Annotated in this window: 19 protein-coding genes; 7 read left to right on the top strand and 12 right to left on the bottom strand. The window is 60.3% G+C overall.

Annotated elements, in window-relative coordinates; all coding sequences use genetic code 11:
- The first annotated feature begins 89 nt into the window (after positions 1 to 89).
- The 5 genes from ACW9JC_RS19920 (at position 90) to ACW9JC_RS19900 (ending at position 6,642) form a co-directional block, all read left to right on the top strand.
- A complete protein-coding gene (locus ACW9JC_RS19920; RefSeq protein ID WP_457457036.1) occupies positions 90 to 1,664 on the top strand; it encodes a flavin monoamine oxidase family protein in 1,575 nt (524 codons plus the stop codon).
- Positions 1,665 to 1,688: 24 nt separating this feature from the next.
- Positions 1,689 to 2,186 (top strand): RidA family protein, encoded by a 498-nt coding sequence (locus tag ACW9JC_RS19915; protein ID WP_457457034.1) that lies wholly within the window; start codon positions 1,689 to 1,691, stop codon positions 2,184 to 2,186.
- Between the two features lie 36 nt (positions 2,187 to 2,222).
- A complete protein-coding gene (locus ACW9JC_RS19910) occupies positions 2,223 to 4,718 on the top strand; it encodes a TonB-dependent receptor plug domain-containing protein (protein WP_457457032.1) in 2,496 nt (831 codons plus the stop codon).
- Between the two features lie 113 nt (positions 4,719 to 4,831).
- A complete protein-coding gene (locus ACW9JC_RS19905) occupies positions 4,832 to 5,806 on the top strand; it encodes an aliphatic sulfonate ABC transporter substrate-binding protein (RefSeq protein WP_457457030.1) in 975 nt (324 codons plus the stop codon).
- A gap of 185 nt (positions 5,807 to 5,991) precedes the next feature.
- Complete coding sequence (locus tag ACW9JC_RS19900) at positions 5,992 to 6,642, top strand: glycosyltransferase (RefSeq protein ID WP_338581176.1); 651 nt, start codon at positions 5,992 to 5,994, stop codon at positions 6,640 to 6,642.
- Here ACW9JC_RS19900 and ACW9JC_RS19895 read toward each other — a convergent pair whose 3' ends face one another.
- The 5 genes from ACW9JC_RS19895 to ACW9JC_RS19875 all read right to left on the bottom strand — a co-directional run bounded on the left by ACW9JC_RS19895 (position 6,643) and on the right by ACW9JC_RS19875 (position 10,254).
- Positions 6,643 to 7,242 carry an SAM-dependent methyltransferase gene (locus ACW9JC_RS19895; protein ID WP_457457027.1) on the bottom strand — a complete coding sequence of 200 codons (600 nt, stop codon included), beginning with the start codon at positions 7,240 to 7,242 and terminating at the stop codon, positions 6,643 to 6,645.
- Complete coding sequence (locus ACW9JC_RS19890; protein WP_457457025.1) at positions 7,239 to 8,003, bottom strand: PIG-L deacetylase family protein; 765 nt, start codon at positions 8,001 to 8,003, stop codon at positions 7,239 to 7,241. The genes ACW9JC_RS19895 and ACW9JC_RS19890 overlap by 4 nt, the downstream gene beginning before the upstream one ends.
- Positions 8,000 to 9,028, bottom strand: coding sequence for an acyl-CoA dehydrogenase (locus tag ACW9JC_RS19885; RefSeq protein ID WP_457457024.1), 1,029 nt, complete (start codon positions 9,026 to 9,028; stop codon positions 8,000 to 8,002). The genes ACW9JC_RS19890 and ACW9JC_RS19885 overlap by 4 nt, the downstream gene beginning before the upstream one ends.
- A gap of 25 nt (positions 9,029 to 9,053) precedes the next feature.
- Positions 9,054 to 9,803 carry a DUF72 domain-containing protein gene (locus tag ACW9JC_RS19880; RefSeq protein ID WP_457457022.1) on the bottom strand — a complete coding sequence of 250 codons (750 nt, stop codon included), beginning with the start codon at positions 9,801 to 9,803 and terminating at the stop codon, positions 9,054 to 9,056.
- 88 nt (positions 9,804 to 9,891) lie between these two features.
- Entirely contained in the window at positions 9,892 to 10,254 is a 363-nt protein-coding gene (locus tag ACW9JC_RS19875; RefSeq protein ID WP_457457038.1) for a KGG domain-containing protein, read from the bottom strand.
- A 266-nt stretch (positions 10,255 to 10,520) separates the two neighbouring features.
- On the opposite strand from ACW9JC_RS19875, the gene ACW9JC_RS19870 reads away from it, so the two are divergent.
- Positions 10,521 to 11,078, top strand: a complete 558-nt coding sequence (locus ACW9JC_RS19870; RefSeq protein WP_338581185.1) for an ATP-dependent Clp protease proteolytic subunit — start codon at positions 10,521 to 10,523, stop codon at positions 11,076 to 11,078.
- Between the two features lie 27 nt (positions 11,079 to 11,105).
- Here ACW9JC_RS19870 and ACW9JC_RS19865 read toward each other — a convergent pair whose 3' ends face one another.
- Positions 11,106 to 11,354: a hypothetical protein gene (locus tag ACW9JC_RS19865; protein ID WP_338581190.1), complete on the bottom strand. Its 249-nt coding sequence runs from the start codon at positions 11,352 to 11,354 to the stop codon at positions 11,106 to 11,108.
- Positions 11,355 to 11,522: 168 nt separating this feature from the next.
- On the opposite strand from ACW9JC_RS19865, the gene ACW9JC_RS19860 reads away from it, so the two are divergent.
- Complete coding sequence (locus tag ACW9JC_RS19860; RefSeq protein ID WP_338586525.1) at positions 11,523 to 11,864, top strand: hypothetical protein; 342 nt, start codon at positions 11,523 to 11,525, stop codon at positions 11,862 to 11,864.
- An 80-nt stretch (positions 11,865 to 11,944) separates the two neighbouring features.
- Here the strand turns inward: ACW9JC_RS19860 and ACW9JC_RS19855 are convergent, their stop codons facing one another.
- The 6 genes from ACW9JC_RS19855 to ACW9JC_RS19830 all read right to left on the bottom strand — a co-directional run bounded on the left by ACW9JC_RS19855 (position 11,945) and on the right by ACW9JC_RS19830 (position 20,083).
- Positions 11,945 to 13,261 (bottom strand): MFS transporter, encoded by a 1,317-nt coding sequence (locus tag ACW9JC_RS19855; RefSeq protein ID WP_338581191.1) that lies wholly within the window; start codon positions 13,259 to 13,261, stop codon positions 11,945 to 11,947.
- A gap of 211 nt (positions 13,262 to 13,472) precedes the next feature.
- Complete coding sequence (locus ACW9JC_RS19850; protein ID WP_457457019.1) at positions 13,473 to 14,690, bottom strand: fumarylacetoacetate hydrolase family protein; 1,218 nt, start codon at positions 14,688 to 14,690, stop codon at positions 13,473 to 13,475.
- A 26-nt stretch (positions 14,691 to 14,716) separates the two neighbouring features.
- Positions 14,717 to 15,775 (bottom strand): Ldh family oxidoreductase, encoded by a 1,059-nt coding sequence (locus tag ACW9JC_RS19845; protein WP_457457017.1) that lies wholly within the window; start codon positions 15,773 to 15,775, stop codon positions 14,717 to 14,719.
- Between the two features lie 16 nt (positions 15,776 to 15,791).
- Positions 15,792 to 17,372, bottom strand: a complete 1,581-nt coding sequence (locus ACW9JC_RS19840; RefSeq protein ID WP_457457015.1) for an aldehyde dehydrogenase (NADP(+)) — start codon at positions 17,370 to 17,372, stop codon at positions 15,792 to 15,794.
- A 36-nt stretch (positions 17,373 to 17,408) separates the two neighbouring features.
- Positions 17,409 to 18,956, bottom strand: coding sequence for a UxaA family hydrolase (locus ACW9JC_RS19835; RefSeq protein ID WP_457457013.1), 1,548 nt, complete (start codon positions 18,954 to 18,956; stop codon positions 17,409 to 17,411).
- A gap of 164 nt (positions 18,957 to 19,120) precedes the next feature.
- Entirely contained in the window at positions 19,121 to 20,083 is a 963-nt protein-coding gene (locus ACW9JC_RS19830) for a LysR family transcriptional regulator (protein WP_457457011.1), read from the bottom strand.
- Positions 20,084 to 20,274: the final 191 nt, after the last annotated feature.

The raw sequence follows: 20,274 nt of genomic DNA, 5'->3' as shown, positions 1-20,274 counted from the left end.
ATGTTGCCTTTCAAGATCAAGATCAAAAGATCGCAGCCTGCGGCAGCTCCTACAGGGAATTTTCAAAGCAAGATCCAAGGAGCATCACTATGGCTTTCACTCGCAGGGAACTGATTTCCCGCATTGCCGCCGTCGGTGGCTATTCCGCCGCTGTCAGCGCCCTCGGTGCGTTGGGGCTGACGCCTCAGGCCGTGGCATCGACCTTCAATCCGCTGCAACTGGGCAGCAGTGGCAAAGGCAAACAGGTGGTGATCGTCGGCGCCGGCATTTCCGGACTGGTCAGCGCCTATGAACTGCGCAAGGCGGGTTTTACCGTGACCATTCTCGAGGCCCGTGAACGGGTGGGCGGACGCAACTGGACGTTGCGTCGGGGCAGCAAAATCGATTTCGACGATGGCGTCAGCCAGACCGTCGACTTCGATGACGGGCAGTTTTTCAACGCCGGTCCCGCACGCATCCCCAGCCACCATCAGACCATCCTCGGCTACTGCCGCGAACTGGGCGTGGAGCTGCAAGTGCTGGTCAACAGCAGCCGCAACGCACTGGCCTTGCCGGACCCGAAAAAACCGGCGTTCCAGTTGCGCCAGGCGGTCAACGATACCCGTGGGCAACTGTCCGAGCTGCTGGCGCGGACCGTCAGCCGCAAAGCCCTGGACCAGGATTTGACCGCCGACGACCGTCAGGCGCTGTTGAATTTCCTCAAGGTCTATGGCGATCTCAACGCCGATTTCAAATACAAGGGCTCGGTGCGTTCGGGCTACACACGGGTGCCCGGTGCCGGCGATCAGACCGGCCTCACTCGCGCGCCGCTGGAACTGCAAACCCTGCTCAACCCGAAACTCTGGGGCGCGCTGGTGTTCGATGAAATTCCGGAATTTTCCTCGACCATGTTCCAACCGGTCGGCGGCATGGACCGAATTCCCTACGCGTTCTATGACAAGGTCAAGGACGCGGTGCGCTTCAATGCCGAAGTGAGTGATATCCAGACCTCCGAGCAAGGCAGCCGCATCTCCTACCGTGATCGCAAGACCGGTGCCACGCAAACCCTGAACGCCGATTACGCCATCGTCACGGTACCGCTGCCGTTGCTGGCCAAGCTGCCGAGCAACTTCAGCCAGCCGTTCAAGCAAGCGATCCTCACCGCGCAAAGCGATCAGGCGAACAAGGTGGCCTGGCAGTCGCCACGGTTCTGGGAAACCGACTTCAACATCTACGGCGGCCTGTCTTACCTCGACCATGAAGTCAAAGGCCTGTGGTACCCCAGCGATCGCCTCAACAGTGCCCAGGGCATTCTGGTCGCCGCCTACAACACCAGCGAATCGGCCCAGGCTTTCAGCAAGAAATCCCTCGCCGAACAGTTCGCCTCATCCCGCCAAGCCGTGGAACTGCTGCACCCCGGACACAGCACCAAGCTGCAAAAACCGGTGGCCATCAACTGGGCCAAAGTGCCGTTCAGCAAGGGCCCGTGGATCGTCAACGACGAAGTCGGCGAAAGCGCCTACCAGATTCTCAATGAACCACAGGGCCGCACCTATCTGGCCAGCGATGCCCTGGCCCATGGCGGCGTCGGCATCTGGCAGAACAGCGCCGCCGACTCGGCACGGCGCATCGTTTCGCTGATCGGCCGGCATGCCGAACGCAACCAACCGGGCGTAGCCGCCTGACTCACCCAATAAAAGGACTGAACGATGAAAACCATCACTTTGCTGACAGGACTGCTCATGACCGCCACCGCACTCGCCAGCCATGCCGACGAGATCAAACGCATCGCCCTGCCCAACTCGAATTTCCCGATCTCACTGGCGGTGTCGGTGCCGGCGCAAACCGATTTGTTGTTCGTCAGTGGCCTGCTGGCCGACCTGCACGACCCGAAAGCCGCGAAAGACTCTTTTGCCGCGTACGGCGACACCGCGACCCAGACCACTTCGATCCTTAACAAGCTCAAGGGCGTATTGGAAGGCCAGGGTCTGGGGCTCGGCGATGTGGTGCAACTGCGGGTGTACCTGGTGGGTGATCCGGCCAAGGGCGGCAAGCTCGACTTCGCCGGATTGCAGGAAGGCTACACGCCGTTCTTCGGCAGTGCCGCGCAACCGAACAAACCTTCACGCACCGCCATTCAGGTGGTGGCCCTGCCGCTGCCCGGCGGCCTGGTCGAAATCGAAGCCGTCGCCGCTCGCAAGAAGTGACACGGAATTCACCCGCCATTCAGGAGCTTCACGTTCATGCTCAACTGCCCAGCGCGCCGAACGGCGCCTTCCTATCGTCCTTTATTAGTACCGTTGTCTATTGCCTGCGGCCTCGCCTCGTTCAGCATCGAGGCCGCCGAAACCAGTTCGCCAACCCTCAATACCGTGGTCGTCACCGGTAACCGCGGCGCCGAACAACGCACCGTCACCACCAGCCCGACGCCGATTGATGTGGTGACCGGCGAACAATTGCGCTCAGTGGGCAAACCGAGCCTGCTGGAGGCGCTGAGTAAATTTATTCCGTCATTCAACCTGCCTGACCGTGCGGGTTGGGATGCCAGCGGTGTCGTGCGTTCGGCCACCCTGCGTGGCCTGACCGCGTCCCACGTGTTGGTTCTGGTCAACGGCAAGCGTCGGCATACCAGTGCGACATTGAACATCAACGGCATCAACAGCGGCGCGGCACCCAGCGACCTCGACTTGATTCCGGTGGCGTCCATCGATCATATCGAGGTGCTGCGCGATGGCGCGGCGGCCCAATACGGATCGGATGCGATTTCCGGGGTGATCAACATCATCCTCAAGCAGACCACGGGCGGCAGTTCCGACACCACGCTGGGGCAGAACTACGACGGCAAGCGCGGCACCGGAACGGAAGCGCTCAACTATGGTTTTGAAGTCGGCGAGGCCGGCGTGCTCAACGTCTCGCTCGACACCCGTTATCAGGAGCGCGACAACAAGGCCGGCAGCAACGGCTACAGCTCGCATTACTATCCACTGGCGGACGGTTCGCCCGATCCGCGCGAGGCCACGGCCAGCCACCACACCTATAAAGGCTACGGCTTGCCGCGCAGCCAGTTGGCGGATGTCGCCTACAACCTCGACCTGCCACTGAGCGATGCGGTCACGCTCTACTCGTTCTCGACCCTGGCCACCCGTGAAAACAACGACGGCCAGAACTTCCGCCTGCCCAGCGGGCGCAACACCATTACCACCGGCCCCAACGGTTTTCCCGACGGCTACAGCCCTTACTGGCTGATCAACGAGACCGACTTCCAGTCAGCCTTCGGCGCCAGGGGCGACGATATCGGCATCGGCGGTTGGGCCTGGGACCTGAGCAGCACCTACGGACGCAACTACGCCAAGCAGCGCACCTACGACAACCAGAACCCGTCTCTGGGGGAAAACACGCCGAACAAATTCACCTCCGGCGTCTACATCGCCGATCAATGGACCAGCAACTTCGACCTGAAGAACAGCTACGACATCGGCCTGGCCAAGCCACTGGATGTCGCCTTCGGTTTCGAGCATCGACGTGACGGCTACGAGACGCGCGCCGGCTCCGAAGCCTCTTACATTGACGGCGGCTACGTGTTCCCCGTCGGCCATCCCCGCGCCGGACAACGCCCCGATCCGGGTGCGCAGGTCACCAACGGCATCACCCCTGACGACGAGCAAAAAGTCAGCCGCAACAACGTCGCCACTTACATCGACCTGGGCTTCTACCCCGTCGAGCAGTGGTATCTGGGCGTCGCTGCACGCTACGAGCATTACAACGAAGGCGTGGGCAGTACACGCAGCGGCAAACTCAGCACCCGCTACGAATTCAACCCGGTGTTTTCGGTGCGCGGCACCATCAGCAACGGCTTTCGCGCGCCCTCGCTGGCCAACGAAGTCTTCACCGCACGGTCGACCGGTTTCGACACCATCAACGGCGTCTACCAGTCCTACAACTACGTGATTCTGCCGGTGGACTCCGTCGGCGCCCAGGCGTTGGGTGCCGAAGCGCTGAAACCCGAGCGCTCGACCAACTTCAGCCTCGGCTTCGCCCTGACCCCGAGTGAAGACCTGAGCCTGACCGTGGACGGCTACGTGATCAACCTGCGTGATCGCCTGGTTCTGAGCGAGCGCTTCCAGGGCCCGGGCGTCGCCGCCCTGCTCGACAGCATCGGCGTGCCGGCCACCGCCGGGGCGCAGTTCTTCAGCAATGGCGCCAGCACGCGCACTTCGGGCGTCGATGTGGTGGGTAACTACCGACAGAACCTGAACAGCTTCGGCTCTGTGCGATGGACTGCGGCGCTGAACTACAACCACACGCAAATCCTCAGCGTCAACGACACCCCGTCGCAACTCACGGCGCTGAACAGCAGCTATCAATTGCTCGGTCGCCAGGCCCGTGCGCTGATCACCAAAACCTCCCCCAGCAGCAAGGCGATTTTCTCCGCCGACTGGGCGATCCAAGACTTCGACGTCAACCTGCGCCTGACCCGTTATGGCACCTACACCGAGGTCAACAGCTCCGCCGATCCGAGCCTGGACCGCGAGTATTCGGCCAAATGGATTACTGACCTCGACGTGGCCTACGCCCTGACCAAGCAACTGACCGTCGCCGTCGGCGCACAGAACCTGTTCGACAAATACCCCGATCACATCGGCGTGCCCAACTCTTCGTTCGGCGATAACTGGGGCAGTTACTCGCCCTTCGGTTTCACCGGGGGTTACTACTACACCCGCTTGCAGTACGCGTTCTGATGCCCTTGCGGAAGTCACTAAGCTAATGCTTAAAGATTATTTATAAATTGGTTTTTAGAACCATATGCTTGATTGCAGATAGCCCTTCTTTCTTGCCGAACAGTGAGCGTGCCATGTCGAACCCCCACAATAATGCTCAAGCTAAATTCCGCCGTCCGCTGCTGACCGGCCTGGTCGTGGCCTTGGCCCTGTCCTTCGCATTGCCGTCCCAGGCCCGGGAAACGCTGAGGATTGGCTACCAGAAGTCGTCGACCCTCATCACCCTGCTGAAGACCCAAGGCACCCTGGATAAAACCCTCGCGCAACAGAACATCGACGTGAGCTGGCATGAGTTTCCAAGCGGCCTGCCACTGCTGGAGGCGCTGAATGTTGGCAACGTCGACATCAGCGCCGACGTGGCGGACACCGTGCCGATCTTCGCCCAGGCCGCGCAGGCCAAGTTGACCTACTTTGCCCAGGAGGCGCCCTCGCCTTTGGCCCAGGCCATCGTCGTGCACAAGGACTCGTCCCTGCGTCAATTGGCGGATCTGAAAGGCAAGAAAGTGGCTGTCACCAAAGCCGCCGGCAGCCACTATTTGCTGATCGCCGCCCTGACCAAAGCCGGCCTGGCGTTCTCGGATATCCAGCCTGCCTACCTGTCGCCCGCCGACGGCCGCGCCGCCTTCGAGAACAACAAGGTCGATGCCTGGGTCACCTGGGAACCCTTCCTCACCAGCGCCCAACAGCAACTGCCGACCCGCACCCTGGCGGACGGCGCAGGCCTGGCCAGTTACAAACGCTACTACCTGACCAGCACCAGCTACGCAAAAGCGCACCCGCAAGTCCTCAAGACGGTCTACGACCAACTGGAGAAAACCGGCAAGTGGGTAAAAACCAATCCGCGCGACGCGGCTCAGGTGTTGAGTCCGCTGTGGGGCAACCTTGGCCTGGACACGGTCGAGACCGCCAACAGCCATCGCAGCTATCAGGTACAGCCGGTGAAGAGCGACGAGTTGGGCGAACAACAGAAAATTGCCGATGCGTTTTTTGCCGCGGGCTTGCTGCGCAAGGCAGTGGATGCGAAGGATGTCGGGATCTGGCGGCCGTGAGGCGCGAGTGATTTCGATGCGCTGCGATTTGAAAAGAGCCCGGCTGAATGCCGGGCTTTTTCCATGCGGATCGATGCCTGAGAAACCATCACTCCGCTCTTCACATTCATTGCAACCAATCGTCATGCGTGCCGGTCGACATCGGATAGCCAGGTAATAAGTGCAGGCAGCATGGAGATCGTCAAATGATCGGAGTCATTGTCCCGGTACACAATGAAGAGCGGCTGTTGAACAGATGCATCGAGTCACTGCTGGAGGCGGCTTTTCACCAGGACCTGGGCAATGAAGAGGTAAAAATCCTGATCGTTCTCGACGACTGCACGGACACTTCGTTGCACATCGCCCAATCCTACGGCGTGATGACGTTGACCTGCACGCATCGTAACGTTGGAAAAGCCCGGGCGCACGGAGCCGAGCACCTGTTGGGAGCGGACGCTCGCTGGCTGGCGTTCACCGATGCCGACACCGTCGTACCGGATGCGTGGCTGGCCGACCAAATCAGGTTCAACGTGGATGCTGTTTGCGGTCTGGTTGAAGTCAGCGACTGGTCTGAACATCCACAGAGAGTGCGTGAGCGCTACCACGCCAGTTACCACACCGTTGACGGACACCGGCATATCCATGGCGCAAATCTTGGCGTCTCCTCAGCGGCTTATCGCAAGGCTGGAGGCTTTCAGTCCCTGCCTGCTCACGAAGACGTGCAACTGGTGGCCGATCTGGAGCGTAGCGGCGCAAGCATCATGTGGACAGCGAGCAATCGGGTGACGACCAGCGCGCGCAAAAACTGCCGTTGCCGGGAAGGGTTTGGCGATTACCTGAAGTCGTTGGCGCTGTAGCTAGTCGCAGGTCTCGGCAAGGTCAATCGAATGCGGCGTGCGGCTCCAGTATTCGAGGACAAAATCTGCTTCTTCATGACGGACCAGACGATGCAGGCGCAGGCGCTCCGCAAGTGCCGAATGAACGTCGCGGCCATCCTGTGAACACCCGTCAATCGGGTGCAACCAATGACAAGCCAGCACGCCACCCTCCGGGCTCAGGCTGAGCAATGTTTTTTCGATCACCTGATGCCACGCCTTGGCATCAAGAAAGTACCCGACTTCGCTCAATACGATCAGATCAAACAGGCCGTGGGGCCAGTCTTCTGGAATGCTCGCCTGCTCGACGCGAACGTGGGGGAGTTGACTCAATCGATGTTGTGAAAGCGTCACGGCCTTGTCATTGAGGTCCTGACACAGCATCGACTCACAGCGCTCGGCCAGCATCGCACTCAGCTCACCGTTGGCGCAGGCGGGTTCGAAAACGCGCTGATAACGCTGGCGTGGCAGCGTTGCCAACATCAGGTCACGTTTGCGTTTTTCATACCAGCGCGTACGGAAAGACCAAGGGTCGTCACTGGCGTTGAACAGTTGTTGGAAGTAATCAGGCGACATGCTCATAGAAACACCAGTTCAAAGGGCTGCAACAGTCGTTCGATAGTTTGTTGATCAAGCACTGCCGGGGTTTGGCCATCTGTAGTGACCTGAGAGACATGGGCGTTGATAGCGCGGCGCTTTTTCGCCATTACCGGCGCATCGAGCATCAACTTGCGTGCTCGCGCCCAGGGAATTCTTGAGTCGTTTGGTCGCGCCCAGTGCCATGCCCAGATCGGCACTTCGATCAAACAGGCGTTGCGCTGTGACGCCGCAAAGGCCGCCGCCCTGCCGGTCGCTTCGTGATCGCAATGTCCATCGAGTCGCCAGGTCGAAATCAACCGATCTCCCGGGCGTATGACTTCCAATAGTCGCTCGACCAACTGGTCTTCCTGCCCGGCTACAGCGCTATCCGGGAAACCCAATCGTTGCCAGCCCAAAGCATTGGCATCGAGCCCCAAGCAGTCGACGGCGCGCAAGCTTTCCAGTGGACGCTGTTGACGAAGTCGTGACGGTGTCCACTCCTGCGAACATGGATGACTGGCTTCGCCATCGGTGACCGCAAGCATCAATACGTCGGCCTCCCGGTCCCTCATCCCGGCCAGGATGCCTGCGCAGCCGAGGACTTCATCGTCAGGGTGAGGGGCGATCACAATCAGGCGATGGCCCGTGGGGATCAATTGCTGGTGGGTTATGGTCGGCACACACGCCAGCGAGTGGCTGGTCTGCCATTCAGCCAGCGTCGTACCCGCGCCACGGATGAGATTTTCCGCTTCAGCGCACTTCACAATATCCACCCATCAACGGGTTGCGCTGCGATCAGTTCGCCGAGCGCCGCAAGATCTTTCTCCGCATGACTTTGCCGGATGAACACCGGCAGATCGGCGCCGAGCCGGGCGAAGTGAGCGTTACGACAAAATGGCGTGGCACCGAGTGCGCGCCCCACATGCTCAAGCACGCTGTTGACCGTTGTTTCCACTTGGGCACGTAATCGCCGCACAGGTATCTCAGCCGACCGCCGAGGGTTGGCATCGATCCACGTTGCGGTTTCCCTCAAGGACGCCGAGGCCGCGCACAACGCTGCATCGACAGCGCCAAGGTGAGCGGCGGCATGCGCATCGTGATGGGGCTGACCACAGTGTTCGCGAAGATAACCGGCAAGCGCACAGGCCGCGCCGTACCAACAGGCCGCGATGCCCCCGCCGCCCTGCCAAAAACCGGGTCGACCCACATACTGACCGGGTAATCCCACACATCGACCCAACGCACCTTCGAACGCGACATCAACGCTGGCCGTACTGCCCATGCCAACTGCCTGCCAACTTTCACCCACAGTGCTGATGCCCGACTGACGCAAATCCACCGCGACCAGTTGTGGACGATGTTGCTCATCCCAGGTGGTCAACAGTGCCCGATCTAGCATGGGCGCACCGGAACACCAGGCTTTGCGCCCCTGCAAGTACACCTGATCTGCCTGGCGATCAACGATGTTGACCCGGGCAAAATGCGGTTCGGCAGCCCAAGTGCCCCAAGCACCGGTGGCGATGGGTGTATCGGGTTCAAGCTCCGTCATGATCGCCAGCGCATCGGTATGGCCTTCGAACAACTTGACCAAGGCCAGATCGCTCGCGGCGACAGCGGCCAACATCCGCCATCGTTCCAGCGTTTGACCTTGTCCAGGCATAGGCAGGACTGTTGATCCGCAGTCGATGAGTTCCTGCATCATCTGTTGTAGCGCACTGTCCGGCGCGGGAGTCGCGGGCCGAGAAGCAAACGCGTCCAGCAGATTTTCAAAGATGGCGGAGCTGCTCATGGCCCATTCTCCGGTTCTGAACTTGCTATGGGGTGTTCTTGATGTTCAGAGGCAAGTGACACGTCGACAGTTCCAACGCATTGCGCAGCGCTGCACCGCTCGCCGTGTTGTCGAAAATGCACCAGACGGTCACGCCCTCGGCAGCTGCAAGCCGCAGTTGATTCGCAAGGTTCTGCAAATAGGGTTGGTCATAGGCGCTGTAGTAAATGCGCGGCGAACCATGCAGTCGCCAATACTGCACTTCAGGTGCTCCGGCCGGTAATGAGTCGGTGCTGATGCGTGACGGATCGACTGCCGCCTGGGTAATCCGATACTCCATCAGCAAAGAGGCGGCACCCACCCAGGATTCGTGCCGGGGCTCCAGAATGACCGCCCCGGAATATTGCGCCTTCAGCACCCTGAAGAAGCTTTCTGCAACCAATTCGTCAAATACCAGCGACGGTGGTAGCTGTACCAGCAAGCCACCCAAACGCTCACCCAATCCGCAGCATTGACCAAGGAATTCGTCCAGTGGCTGTTCACAGTTCACTAAACGCAGTTCGTGGGTGATGTGCTTGGGTACTTTTACGCAAAACCGAAACATTTGCGGCACCGACTCGGCCCAGCGGGCGTAAGTCTGATAACGGTGCGGTCGATAGAATGAGCTGTTGATTTCAACGCCGTTCAATTGTGAGCCGTAGCGCTGCAGATGCGTGCCTTCAACAGGAAACAACGCTGCCTGTTCACGCCCCACGCTCCAGCCTGCGCAGCCAATGTAAACCGACAGATGGCTCACCGATCAGCCTCTTTTTTTTGCGTGGCAGCATAGCGCCATGCTAGCAAGCCCCGAAAAGAACTCGGGGCTTGATGAGGCTCACGCGGCATCAGGATTTACGGCCTCCGCCGCCGCTGTGTTCACCTCCCTTGCGTCCGGCTTCAGAGGCTTTATTCGGGTCATCGGCAAAGTTGCCGCCGCGACCGGTTCTCTGACCACCGCCAGTGGATTGATCAGCGTTGCCTGATTGCCGCCCACCCGATGCCTGTCCACCTTTTTGCCCGGGTTTGTTCATGCCTTCCTTATCGTCAGCAAATTCGCCGCCACGATTGCCTTGCCCACCTCCTGACATACGATCGGCATCGCGCGATTTTTCTCCGCCTGAAGCCTGACCGCCTTTCTTGCCCGCTTCAGAAGCCTTGTCTCGGTCATTGGAAAAATTGCCGGGATTGTTATTTCCTGTATTGGCCATTTTCATTCACCTCTTACATCGTTAGTACGAGCGTTTGCCCGTGTAATTCGGAGGATGCAGAAAATCGAAAGTTTGGAAAAAACAGCAAGCTTGCGACGAGTGGATTCGCATCGTTAGTTCCATTGAAAGCAAAGGCTTTAGACTGGCGGCACGGATTGTCGACACGCGCGATTCAAGCCGTTTATTTCGCTAAAAAACGGTGAATATTTACTAGACTGTCTAGCTCAAAAGAAGGTTTACAAACGCCGAATTTGGGAGATCAATCGATGACCGAGCATATCGTGCACTTTCACTGTCAGATCGACCAGGCAACAACCGAACGCTTCAGGGATTGCTGCCTTGAAGCGATAGATCAAGGCGCTACGTCGTTGCTGCTGAACCTGTCCACATCCGGCGGCAGCACAAACTTCGGCTTTACCCTCTACACCTTTCTGAAGTCGTTGCCTGTGCCACTGTGTGCGATCAATGCCGGGAACATCGAGTCGATGGGCATCATCATGTTTCTGGCAGCAGGGCGGCGCATTACTTCACCCCATTCGCGCTTCCTGATTCACCCGATGAACTGGTATTTCAGCCAGAAATCCGTTGACCACCAACGCCTGCGCGAATACCTGTCGAGCCTCGACAATGACCTCGCACGCTATGTCCAGATTTACTCGCTGGAAACCGCTGATGCGGCGACCAAACTCGATATTTTCCATTGCCTGTCAGCCGAGGAAAAGGTAATCGCCGCGCACGAGTCCCTGGCTTACGGCATCGCTCACGAGATGAAGCAGATGGTCTTTGCCGATGATGTCAAACACTGGAAAGTCAGTGGTGGATGAGCAGTTTTCAAGCCATGTCAGAACGTCTCAGTGATAGTCCTCACCAGCGACTGCACGCAGATACGCTTGGTCTGCTTCCATTCGCAGATCTCGCCATTCAGTCCAGGTCACGATACCCAGCCGATCCATCTCGTCGGACTGACGAAGCAGTTCGTCGTGGTAGGCATCAGGACAATCCATGCGCAACTGTCTGTTTTCCAGAGCGCGATGCCAGGCATCAAGGGCACGCAGTCTCACCTCTTGAGCAGGTGTCAGCAGGTCTTTGAAGGCGTTCATCACATTGGCCCACCCGGATATTTCTTGGTGGAGCAGTCGGTTTCGGAATAGGTTCACAACGTCTGACGAGAAGTCGCCGAATTTCCGCTCGACTATAGAATCGACCGCCCCAAAGGCCTTTCAGTCAGCTCGATGGAACATTGCGTAAAGTCCATGCTCTATCGCAACATGAATCCCACTACACCTGATGGTCGCTATTTCGTCGTCAACGGTCAGTTGTGGCGCTGTTCCAATCCATCGCTGACTGAAGACGTTCGCCAACGCCTCGTAAACGATCTCATGGCTGCACGACGTGAGGTCAAGGCTGCGAAGGCCACGGGCGATTCCGACCAGATAAAACTGGCCAGGATTCAAATACAGGAAGCCAAAGTCGCGCTAGGAGAGCGAGGCCCTGTCTGGTGGGAAGATGGCAGCCCAGACCTCAACAGGCGACAAGTTCTCAACACGCCCTACGCGCAGTGGTACCGCTCGTTGAGTAAGCCCCCGGCTACTGATCTTGCCCGGCAGTGACAGACCAGCACCTTTTTTATGCGAAAAAGCCCTGACTATGCAGGGCTTTTTCGTCTCCGGGAATTGGTGGTCGAGACCTCTTACTCAGTCACCCCCACAATGTGCTCAGGTGCAGGTTCGGCACTGCCGATCGGTGCGTTGAGCAACAGGTAGTAAGCCAGCGCCGAGCACAGCGCGACCACCGCACTGATCATGAACGCAGTGTTGAACGAGCCCGAGTACTGGATGCTGAAACCGGTGACGATCGGCGCGACCGAACCGGCAATGTAGCCGCCGAAGTTCTGGATCGAACCGAACGAGGCAACACGGCGGCTATCGACGATGGTGTTGACGATCATCCAGGCCGTGGCACTGGCCATGTTGATGCTGAACAGCGCCAGGCACAGCAGGATGATGCAACCGGTCAGGCCCGTGACAAACGACAGCGGCAAGGTGAACAGCGCCGCCAGCACCAGGCCGGTGATCACGCCGAACTTGCGACTGGCCAGGATGCTCATGCCACGGCGGACCAACATGTCGCAGAAACGCCCGGCGACGATAGTGCCCACCGCGCCGAAACCATAGGCCAGCGACACCAGCCACGCGGTCTTGTACAGGTTCATGCCGTGCTCGCGTTCGAAGTAACCCGGCAACCAGGTCAGGTGCAGCCACAGCATGTAGATCACACCCATGAAGCCCAGTACCGCGCCCCAGGTGCTGCGGTGTTTGAACAGGTCGAGCCAGCCGGCAAAGTACGAGACCTTCGGTGCCTGCGAATCGACGGCTTGCACCTGAGCTTTTTTCTCGGTCGGCAACGGTTTGCCTTCAGCCGCGAGTTCGGCCAGGTACTGCGCCTTGCTCTTGTAGAAGGTCAGCCAGCACAAGGCCAGGACGATACCGATGGCGCCGGTGATGATGAACATCCCGCGCCAGCCGAAGTTGACCATGAACAGCGTCAGCAACGGCGGCGCCAGGCATGGGCCCAGGCAAGTCGACGACCAGACGATCCCGGTCGGTGTGCCGCGCTCGTTCGCATCGAACCATTCGGACAAGGCTTTGGCCGCCGAAGGAAACATCGGAGCCTCGCCAATCCCCAGCAGCACGCGCAGGCCCATGAAGCCGGCGAAGCTATTGACCATGCCGAACGTCGACTGCGCCACCGACCAGGCCAGCAACGACGCACCCAGTGCAATCTTGCTGCCCAAGCGGTCAATGATCAGGCCCATCGGCAACTGCGCAAACGCGTAGGCGATGGAGAAAGCCGACAACAGGATGCCCATTTGCGAAGGGCTGATCATCATGTCCTTCTGGATCGAGGTGTTGGCAATCGACAGCGCACTACGGTCCAGATAATTGACGATGCCGATCAATAGCAGGAAGACAACCGTGATGCTTTGATACTTCTTCAGTGAGTTCATCTGATGGCCTTTATTATTGTTGTTTCAGCGGTTTCAGCGGTTTCAGCGCCGCGGCGATCCTTATCCCCGGTACCGAAAAATCAGGGCTGGCACGCAACCCTTGTAGGAGCGAGCTTGCTCGCGATGGTCGTGAACGAAAACGCGTAAAGCCAGATAACCAGCGGCGCCTTCAGGTTCTTCGCGAGCAAGCTCGCTCCTACAGTTATTGGCATCAGGGTTGGCGCGCCGTCACCGCTGCCTCAAGCAGACCGCGCCGGTTCAGGCTGTCGATCAGCGAGCGCAGGCCGAAGTCCCATTGCGGCGCCTGGTCGCTGGTGGTCACGCGGTTGCTCAGGCTGCCCAATTGCGGGTTGCTGATCACCACCACATCGCCCAACTTGTGGGTGAAACCGTTACCCGGTTGATCGCGATCCTGCTTGGGGGCGAACAAGGTACCGAGAAACAGCACCAGGCCGTCAGGATATTGATGGTTTTCGTTGAGCGTCTGCTGAACCAGGTCGAGCGGGTCGCGGCTGATCTGGCTCATGGAACTGCGGCCTTCGAGGATGAAACCGTCCTGGCCTTCGACGCGCAAATCCACTTGCGCGTTACGTACGTCATCCAGGTTGAAGGTTTCGTCGAACAGGCGCAGCAACGGACCCAGCGAGGTCGACGCGTTGTTGTCCTTGGCTTTGCCCAGCAACAGGGCACTGCGCCCTTCGAAGTCACGCAGGTTGACGTCGTTGCCGAGCATGGCGCCCTGAATGGTGCCGTTGCTCGATACCGCCAGCACCACTTCCGGTTCCGGGTTGTTCCAGCTCGACTTGGGGTGAATGCCAATGTCCGCACCATGGCCGACGGCCGACAGCGGTTGGGCCTTGGTGAAGATTTCAGCATCCGGGCCGATGCCCACTTCCAGATACTGCGACCACAAGCCCTGCTCCACCAGCACTTTGCGCAAGGCTTCAGCCTGGGCCGAGCCCGGGACGATTTGCGAAAGGTCGGCGCCAATGCGGCTAGCCAGGGTGTCGCGAATCGCGTCAGCCTTGGCCGGGTCACCCTTGGCCTGCTCTTCCACCACCCGCTCCAGCAGACTGGCGGCGAACGTCACGCCAGCAGCCTTGACTGCCTGCAAGTCAATCGGCGCCAGCAGCCATGGCAAGCTTTCGTCGCGGCGGCTCGGGTCGCTGTTGTCCAGCAACGCCGGCAACTCGATCAAGGCCTCGGCCAAGGGCAACGCACGCAGATACGCCACCGGGTCTGCCACTTCAAGCAAGGCCGAGACGGTCGCGACATGGGCGCTGATATCGTGCACGGCGCCCGCCTTGACCAGCACCACGGCCGGTCCCTGGCCGGGCAGCCAGACACGCCCGACCCAGCTGCCGGTGTTGAAGACGGCGGCGTTGTTGCTCAACGGCAGAGGTGCTGGTGCTGTGGATTGGTTTGTCATGTCTGCACTCTTGTTGTCGTTATCAGTCATTGAGAAAGAGCTGGCAGCTGCAACTGCACGGCGCTCTGATTGAGGTCGTCGATCACTTTCTGCGACAGGCTCACCCCTTCGCGCAGGGCTTGCTCACGCAGCTTCAGGCCGGCCTGACCCGGCAAGCGCACCGGGCGCTCGGGGTCCACCGGGCGGCTGGCCAGGATCAGCTTGCTCAGGAACGAACTCTCGTCGGTGAAGGCATCCAGCCCGCCGAAGAAACGCGGATCAATCACCACGGCCGTCGCCGATGCGCCCCATTGGTCCGGGCCGTCCTTGCGGCCATGACCGGCCAGCCCCGAGGTCAGGGCCTCGACCAGAATGGCCAGGGCAAAGCCTTTATGGCCGAAGGCCTGGCCACCCAGCGGCAAGATGCTGCCCGGTGGGGTGGTGAAGAAATCAGCCGGGTTGTCGCTCAGTTGGCCTTCGTTGCTCATCAGCACCGGGTGAGGCAGTGTGCTGCCAGCATCGCGGCACTGGCCGATCAGCCCCAGGGTGACGGTGGACATGCTCACATCCAGCAGGATCGGCTCGCCCCGGGTCGGGATGCCTGCGGCAATCGGGTTGGGCGTGTAGATCGGGTCGATCCCGCCATGGGCGCAGACCAAACCAACCGACGGGTCCGAGGAATACACCATGGCCACCAGGCCACGGTCGGTAAAGGGCTTCAGATAGGCGGCGAGGCAACCGATGTGTGAAGCGCGGCGCACCACGGCGATACCGATCCCCTGCGCCGTGGCGCCCTTGGCCGCGCAGTCCAGGGCGCGACTGACGCAATACGGGCCGAGCACATAGTGGCCATCGAACAGCGCCGAAATGCCGCTGTCGGAGACCTGTTCCAGTAACCCGGCACTGGCCTTGACCTGCCCGCTGAGCACGCCGCCGAGATAGCGGCTCACCAGGTTGAGGCCGTGGGTGCGATGCCCCAGCAGCTCACCTTCGAGCAGCACACGGGTCACCACTTGGGCGACCTCGGCATCGGCCCCGGCCTTTTCGAACAATTGCTCGACGAACGTGGTCAGCGTTTGTGCGTCGTAGCGTTTTGCTTCAGTCATGCTTGCTGCTCCGTATTCAGTTCAACACCGCAGTGCTGTGCTTGCCATCGACCAGCCGTTGAATGCCCAGCGGGTTGGCGTTTTTCAAGGCATCGGGCAGCAACGCATCGGGCACGTTCTGGTAGCACACCGGACGCAGGAAACGATCGATCGCCAGGGTGCCGACCGACGTGCCGCGGCTATCGGACGTGGCCGGATACGGGCCGCCATGGACCATCGCATCGCACACCTCGACGCCGGTCGGGTAGCCGTTGAGCAGCACTCGACCGACCTTCACTTCCAGCGCACCGAACACTTCACCGAAGGCTGTCAGGTCATCGTTGTCCGCCAGCAACGTGGCCGTGAGCTGGCCGCGCAAGGCGCCGACGGCGCGCAACAGTTCAGCCTTGTCCGCCACTTGAACCACCACCGTGCAAGGGCCGAAGACCTCTTCCTGCAGCAGTTCATCGTTTTCCAGCAACAGGCTGATATCGGCCTCGAACAATTGCGGCTGCGCCTGATTGCCCTTCTGCGCCAGGCCGCTCAAATGCTTGATGCCCGGGTGGGCCAGCAGCGCCTGCAAGCCTTTTCCGTAGCTGTTCAAGGTGCCGGCATTGAGCATGGTTTGCGGAGCCTGCGCGGCCATGTGCCCGGTCAGTTGCTCGATGAAAGCGCTGAACACCGGCGAGCGAATGCCGATGACCAGGCCGGGGTTGGTGCAGAACTGACCACAGCCCTGCACCACCGAAGCGCTCAGTTCCTTGGCAATCAACGCGCTGCGGTTGGCCAGGGCTTGTGGCAAGACCAGCACCGGGTTGATGCTCGACATCTCGGCAAACACCGGGATCGGTTGTGGCCTTGCCGCCGCCATATCGCAAAGGGCACGGCCGCCCTTCAGCGAACCGGTAAAGCCCACGGCCTGAATGCCAGGGTGTTTGACCAGCGCCTCGCCGACGCCGGCGCCGAAGATCATGTTGAACACGCCGGCCGGCATGCCGGTGCGTTCGACAGCGCGGATCAGCGCTTCGGCCACACGTTCGGCCGTAGCCATGTGGCCGCTGTGGGCCTTGAACACCACCGGGCAACCGGCGGCCAGAGCGGCGGCGGTGTCACCGCCAGCCGTGGAGAACGCCAGCGGAAAGTTGCTGGCACCGAAGACCGCCACCGGGCCGACACCGATGCGGTACTGACGCAAGTCAGGACGCGGCAACGGAGTGCGCTCCGGTAGCGCCTGATCGATGCGTGCGCCATAGAAATCGCCACGGCGCAGGACTTGCGCAAACAAACGCATCTGGCCGCTGGTACGACCGCGCTCACCCAGAATACGGGCGCTCGGCAGAGCGGTTTCGCGGCAGGTCAATGCGATGAAATCCTCGCCCAGATCGTCGAGTTCATCGGCGATGGCTTCAAGGAATTCGGCCCGGCGTACTGCGGGCAAGTTGCGAAACAACGGGAACGCCGCACTGGCAGCCGTCACCGCTGTATCGACCTCGGCCAGAGTCGCCTGATGGAATGCGCCGGGCAGTTGTTCGCCGGTGTGGGCATCGACGCTATAAACCAGAGTGTCGCCCAGGGCGCTACGTTGGCCCGCGATAAAGTTGAATCCGGAAACTTGCATGTGCTTTTCGCCTTGTGGAGGTTGCAGGGCTGTCAATCAGGTCACGGCACCGATCTGCCAGGGCACGAACTCGTTCTGCCCATAACCGTGCTGTTCGCTCTTGCTGCGCTCGCCGGAAGCGATGCGCAGCATCTGTTCGAAGATGTACGCGCCGCGCTCTTCAATGCTGGTGGAACCGTCGGCGATGCCGCCGCAGTTCACGTCCATGTCTTCTTCCTGGTGTTCGAACACCCGGTTGTTGGTTGCCAGCTTGATCGACGGTGCCGGCGCGCAGCCGTAGGCCGAGCCTCGGCCGGTGGTGAAGGCGATCAGGTTGGCGCCACCGGCGACCTGCCCTGTGGCGGACACCGGGTCGTAGCCCGGCGTGTCCATGAACACCAGCCCCTTGGCCCGGACCGCTTCGGCGTATTGGTAGACATCCACCAGATTGCTGGAACCGGCCTTGGCCACCGCGCCCAGGGACTTCTCCAGAATCGTGGTCAGGCCACCGGCCTTGTTGCCGGCCGAAGGGTTGTTGTTCAGTTCGGCGTTCATGCGCTGGCAGTAGTCTTCCCACCAATGGATGCGCGCGATAAGTTTTTCCCCCACCTCGCGGCTCACGGCACGACGCGTCAGCAAGTGTTCGGCGCCGTAGATTTCCGGGGTTTCCGAAAGAATCGCGGTGCCACCGGCCGCTACCAAACGGTCAACGGCATTGCCCAGCGCCGGGTTGGCGGTGATGCCCGAGTAACCGTCCGAGCCGCCGCATTGCAAGCCGACGATCAGATGGCGAGCGCTGACCGGCTCGCGTTTCACCTGATTGGCCTGAGGCAGCAAGGCCTTGACCTGCTCGATGCCACTGGCGATGGTCTTCGACGTGCCGCCGATGCCTTGAATGGTGAAGGCGCGCAACTGGTCGCTGGCGGTGAGCCCTTGCTTCTCGAGCAGGCTCTCGATCTGGTTGGTTTCACAACCCAGGCCGATGATCAGCACGGCAGCGAAATTGGGGTGCACGGCGTAACCACCGAGCGTGCGACGCAGCAGCCCCAGGGCTTCGCCGCTCGGGTCGACTGCGCAACCGGCGCCGTGGGTCAGCGCCACGACGCCGTCGATGTTCGGAAAAGCCGCCAGCGCTTCAGGATGGATGTCCCGACGAAAGTAGTCCGCCACGGCCCGGGCCACGGTCGCCGAGCAGTTCACCGAGGTGAGAATGCCGACATAGTTGCGGGTCGCCACGCGGCCATCGGCACGCACGATGCCCTGGAACACTGCTTCGGTACTGGGCGTGGCGTGGGCATCGACGCCGAAGGCGTAGTCACGGGAGAAATCGCCCATCTCCACATTGTGCACATGCACATGCTCGCCGGCCTCGATGACCTGCGAAGCGAACCCGATGATTTGGCCGTAACGGCGCAGGGGTTGGCCCTGCTCTACGCGCTGAGTGGCGACTTTGTGCCCGGAGGGAATCGGCTGGCGCACGGTGATCGCTTCGGCTTCCAGCACCAGGCCTTCAGGCAAGACCTGCCGTGCAATCAGTACGTTGTCCAGGGGATTGAGGCGGATCACGGCAGAGTCGCCGGTCCGGGTTCTGGCAATCAGTTGCATGGGACCTCTCAGGGCAGTACGGCTGACTTCTTGTTATGGCGTCGCCCGTTTCGTGACGGGCGAATCTGCGATAACTGTAGGGAGCCAGCCCCAACATTCCCAATGAGATGATCCGATCAATCGATAACCTGACGTTATCGAATTGGCTTATTGAGCGACACTAATCAATCGCTCGCCGATTCTGCCTCCTGCCGCTGACGCGCGAAATCGAGCAGGATGTCGGCGAATTCCCGAGCCGAACCGGTGAGCGGCTCGTCCTTGCGGGTAATGACCCCGTACTCCAGCGGCGCCAGATGCAACGGGGTCTTCAGCTCCTTGAACTGGCCGCTGTCCAGCTGCGCCGCCACCATGGACCGGGGCAACATGGCGATCATCGGTCCCGAGTGCAGCAGTTGCAGGAACATCTGCATGGAGATGGTATTGACGCTGTCCGCCGGCGATGTGATGCCTGCGGCCTTGAACGCCAGCTCCAAGCGATCGCGAATCGGCGTCCCGACCGGATACAGCACCCACGGCCACTCGCCGAGCGCTTCAAGCGGGGTGAAGTCCAGCTCGTTGAGCGGATGACTGCTGTTGACCACCAGGCTGAACGGTTCGGGTTCCAATGGCTGGAAATCGAAGACCTGGCTGTAACGCTCTTCGGTGAAGCGCCCGATCATCAGGTCCAGTTTGTTTTGTTCAAGCATGTCCAGCAGATGGTCGCTGGACTGCTCCACCACTTCGATCGACAGCAAAGGACTGCGCGCCTTGATCGCGGCGATGGCCTGGGGCAGCACCACCGAGGTCGCCGCAAAAATCCCGCCCACCTTGAGAAAGCCATGCCCGCCCTTGCGCAGCCGATTGACCTGATCGACGAACTTGTGTGAATCGGCCAAGGCACCCTGGGCATACCGAACCACATGCTCGCCCAGCTCCGTGGGCGGCATGCTGCGCGGCAGACGTTCGAACAGGGCAAAGCCGAACTGCTCCTCCAGATCACGCAGCATCTTGCTCAAGGCTGGCTGACTGAGGTTCATCCGGATGGCGGTGGCGTGCATGTTGCGCGTGCGCGCCAGGGTGTCAATCAGCACCAGATGCTTGAAGCGCACCCAGTTGCAGAAACTGGAATGGGTGATGTCCGATGGCATCGGGGGGCGTTGCCTCTTTAGAAGGTGAAGGGTTTTATTTGCGAGAGTTGGCTTGCCAGCGCTCGGACAGTGTACATATCCGTTGCTGCGGGTTACTTGGAAAAACCGCATTCTCTGTAGGAGCTGACGAGTGCAACGAGGCTGCGATCTTTTGACGTTGTTTTTTAAAGGCAAGATCAAAAGATCGCAGC

It is taken from the genome of Pseudomonas sp. SDO5591_S426 (assembly GCF_054070755.1).
This window is presented reverse-complemented; position numbering and strand designations above follow the sequence as displayed.

Excerpts from the sequence above, each read along its gene's own strand:
- ACW9JC_RS19860 (WP_338586525.1), top strand. The coding sequence starts at position 11,523 with ATGAATCCCACTACACCTGATGGTCGCTATTTCGTCGTCAACGGTCAG.
- ACW9JC_RS19895 (WP_457457027.1), bottom strand. The coding sequence starts at position 7,242 with ATGAGCATGTCGCCTGATTACTTCCAACAACTGTTCAACGCCAGTGAC.
- ACW9JC_RS19910 (WP_457457032.1), top strand. The coding sequence starts at position 2,223 with ATGCTCAACTGCCCAGCGCGCCGAACGGCGCCTTCCTATCGTCCTTTA.
- ACW9JC_RS19875 (WP_457457038.1), bottom strand. The coding sequence starts at position 10,254 with ATGGCCAATACAGGAAATAACAATCCCGGCAATTTTTCCAATGACCGA.
- ACW9JC_RS19845 (WP_457457017.1), bottom strand. The coding sequence starts at position 15,775 with ATGACTGAAGCAAAACGCTACGACGCACAAACGCTGACCACGTTCGTC.
- ACW9JC_RS19920 (WP_457457036.1), top strand. The coding sequence starts at position 90 with ATGGCTTTCACTCGCAGGGAACTGATTTCCCGCATTGCCGCCGTCGGT.
- ACW9JC_RS19865 (WP_338581190.1), bottom strand. The coding sequence starts at position 11,354 with ATGAACGCCTTCAAAGACCTGCTGACACCTGCTCAAGAGGTGAGACTG.
- ACW9JC_RS19850 (WP_457457019.1), bottom strand. The coding sequence starts at position 14,690 with ATGACAAACCAATCCACAGCACCAGCACCTCTGCCGTTGAGCAACAAC.
- ACW9JC_RS19840 (WP_457457015.1), bottom strand. The coding sequence starts at position 17,372 with ATGCAAGTTTCCGGATTCAACTTTATCGCGGGCCAACGTAGCGCCCTG.
- ACW9JC_RS19915 (WP_457457034.1), top strand. The coding sequence starts at position 1,689 with ATGAAAACCATCACTTTGCTGACAGGACTGCTCATGACCGCCACCGCA.
- ACW9JC_RS19905 (WP_457457030.1), top strand. The coding sequence starts at position 4,832 with ATGTCGAACCCCCACAATAATGCTCAAGCTAAATTCCGCCGTCCGCTG.
- ACW9JC_RS19855 (WP_338581191.1), bottom strand. The coding sequence starts at position 13,261 with ATGAACTCACTGAAGAAGTATCAAAGCATCACGGTTGTCTTCCTGCTA.
- ACW9JC_RS19885 (WP_457457024.1), bottom strand. The coding sequence starts at position 9,028 with ATGAGCAGCTCCGCCATCTTTGAAAATCTGCTGGACGCGTTTGCTTCT.
- ACW9JC_RS19900 (WP_338581176.1), top strand. The coding sequence starts at position 5,992 with ATGATCGGAGTCATTGTCCCGGTACACAATGAAGAGCGGCTGTTGAAC.
- ACW9JC_RS19830 (WP_457457011.1), bottom strand. The coding sequence starts at position 20,083 with ATGCCATCGGACATCACCCATTCCAGTTTCTGCAACTGGGTGCGCTTC.
- ACW9JC_RS19835 (WP_457457013.1), bottom strand. The coding sequence starts at position 18,956 with ATGCAACTGATTGCCAGAACCCGGACCGGCGACTCTGCCGTGATCCGC.
- ACW9JC_RS19870 (WP_338581185.1), top strand. The coding sequence starts at position 10,521 with ATGACCGAGCATATCGTGCACTTTCACTGTCAGATCGACCAGGCAACA.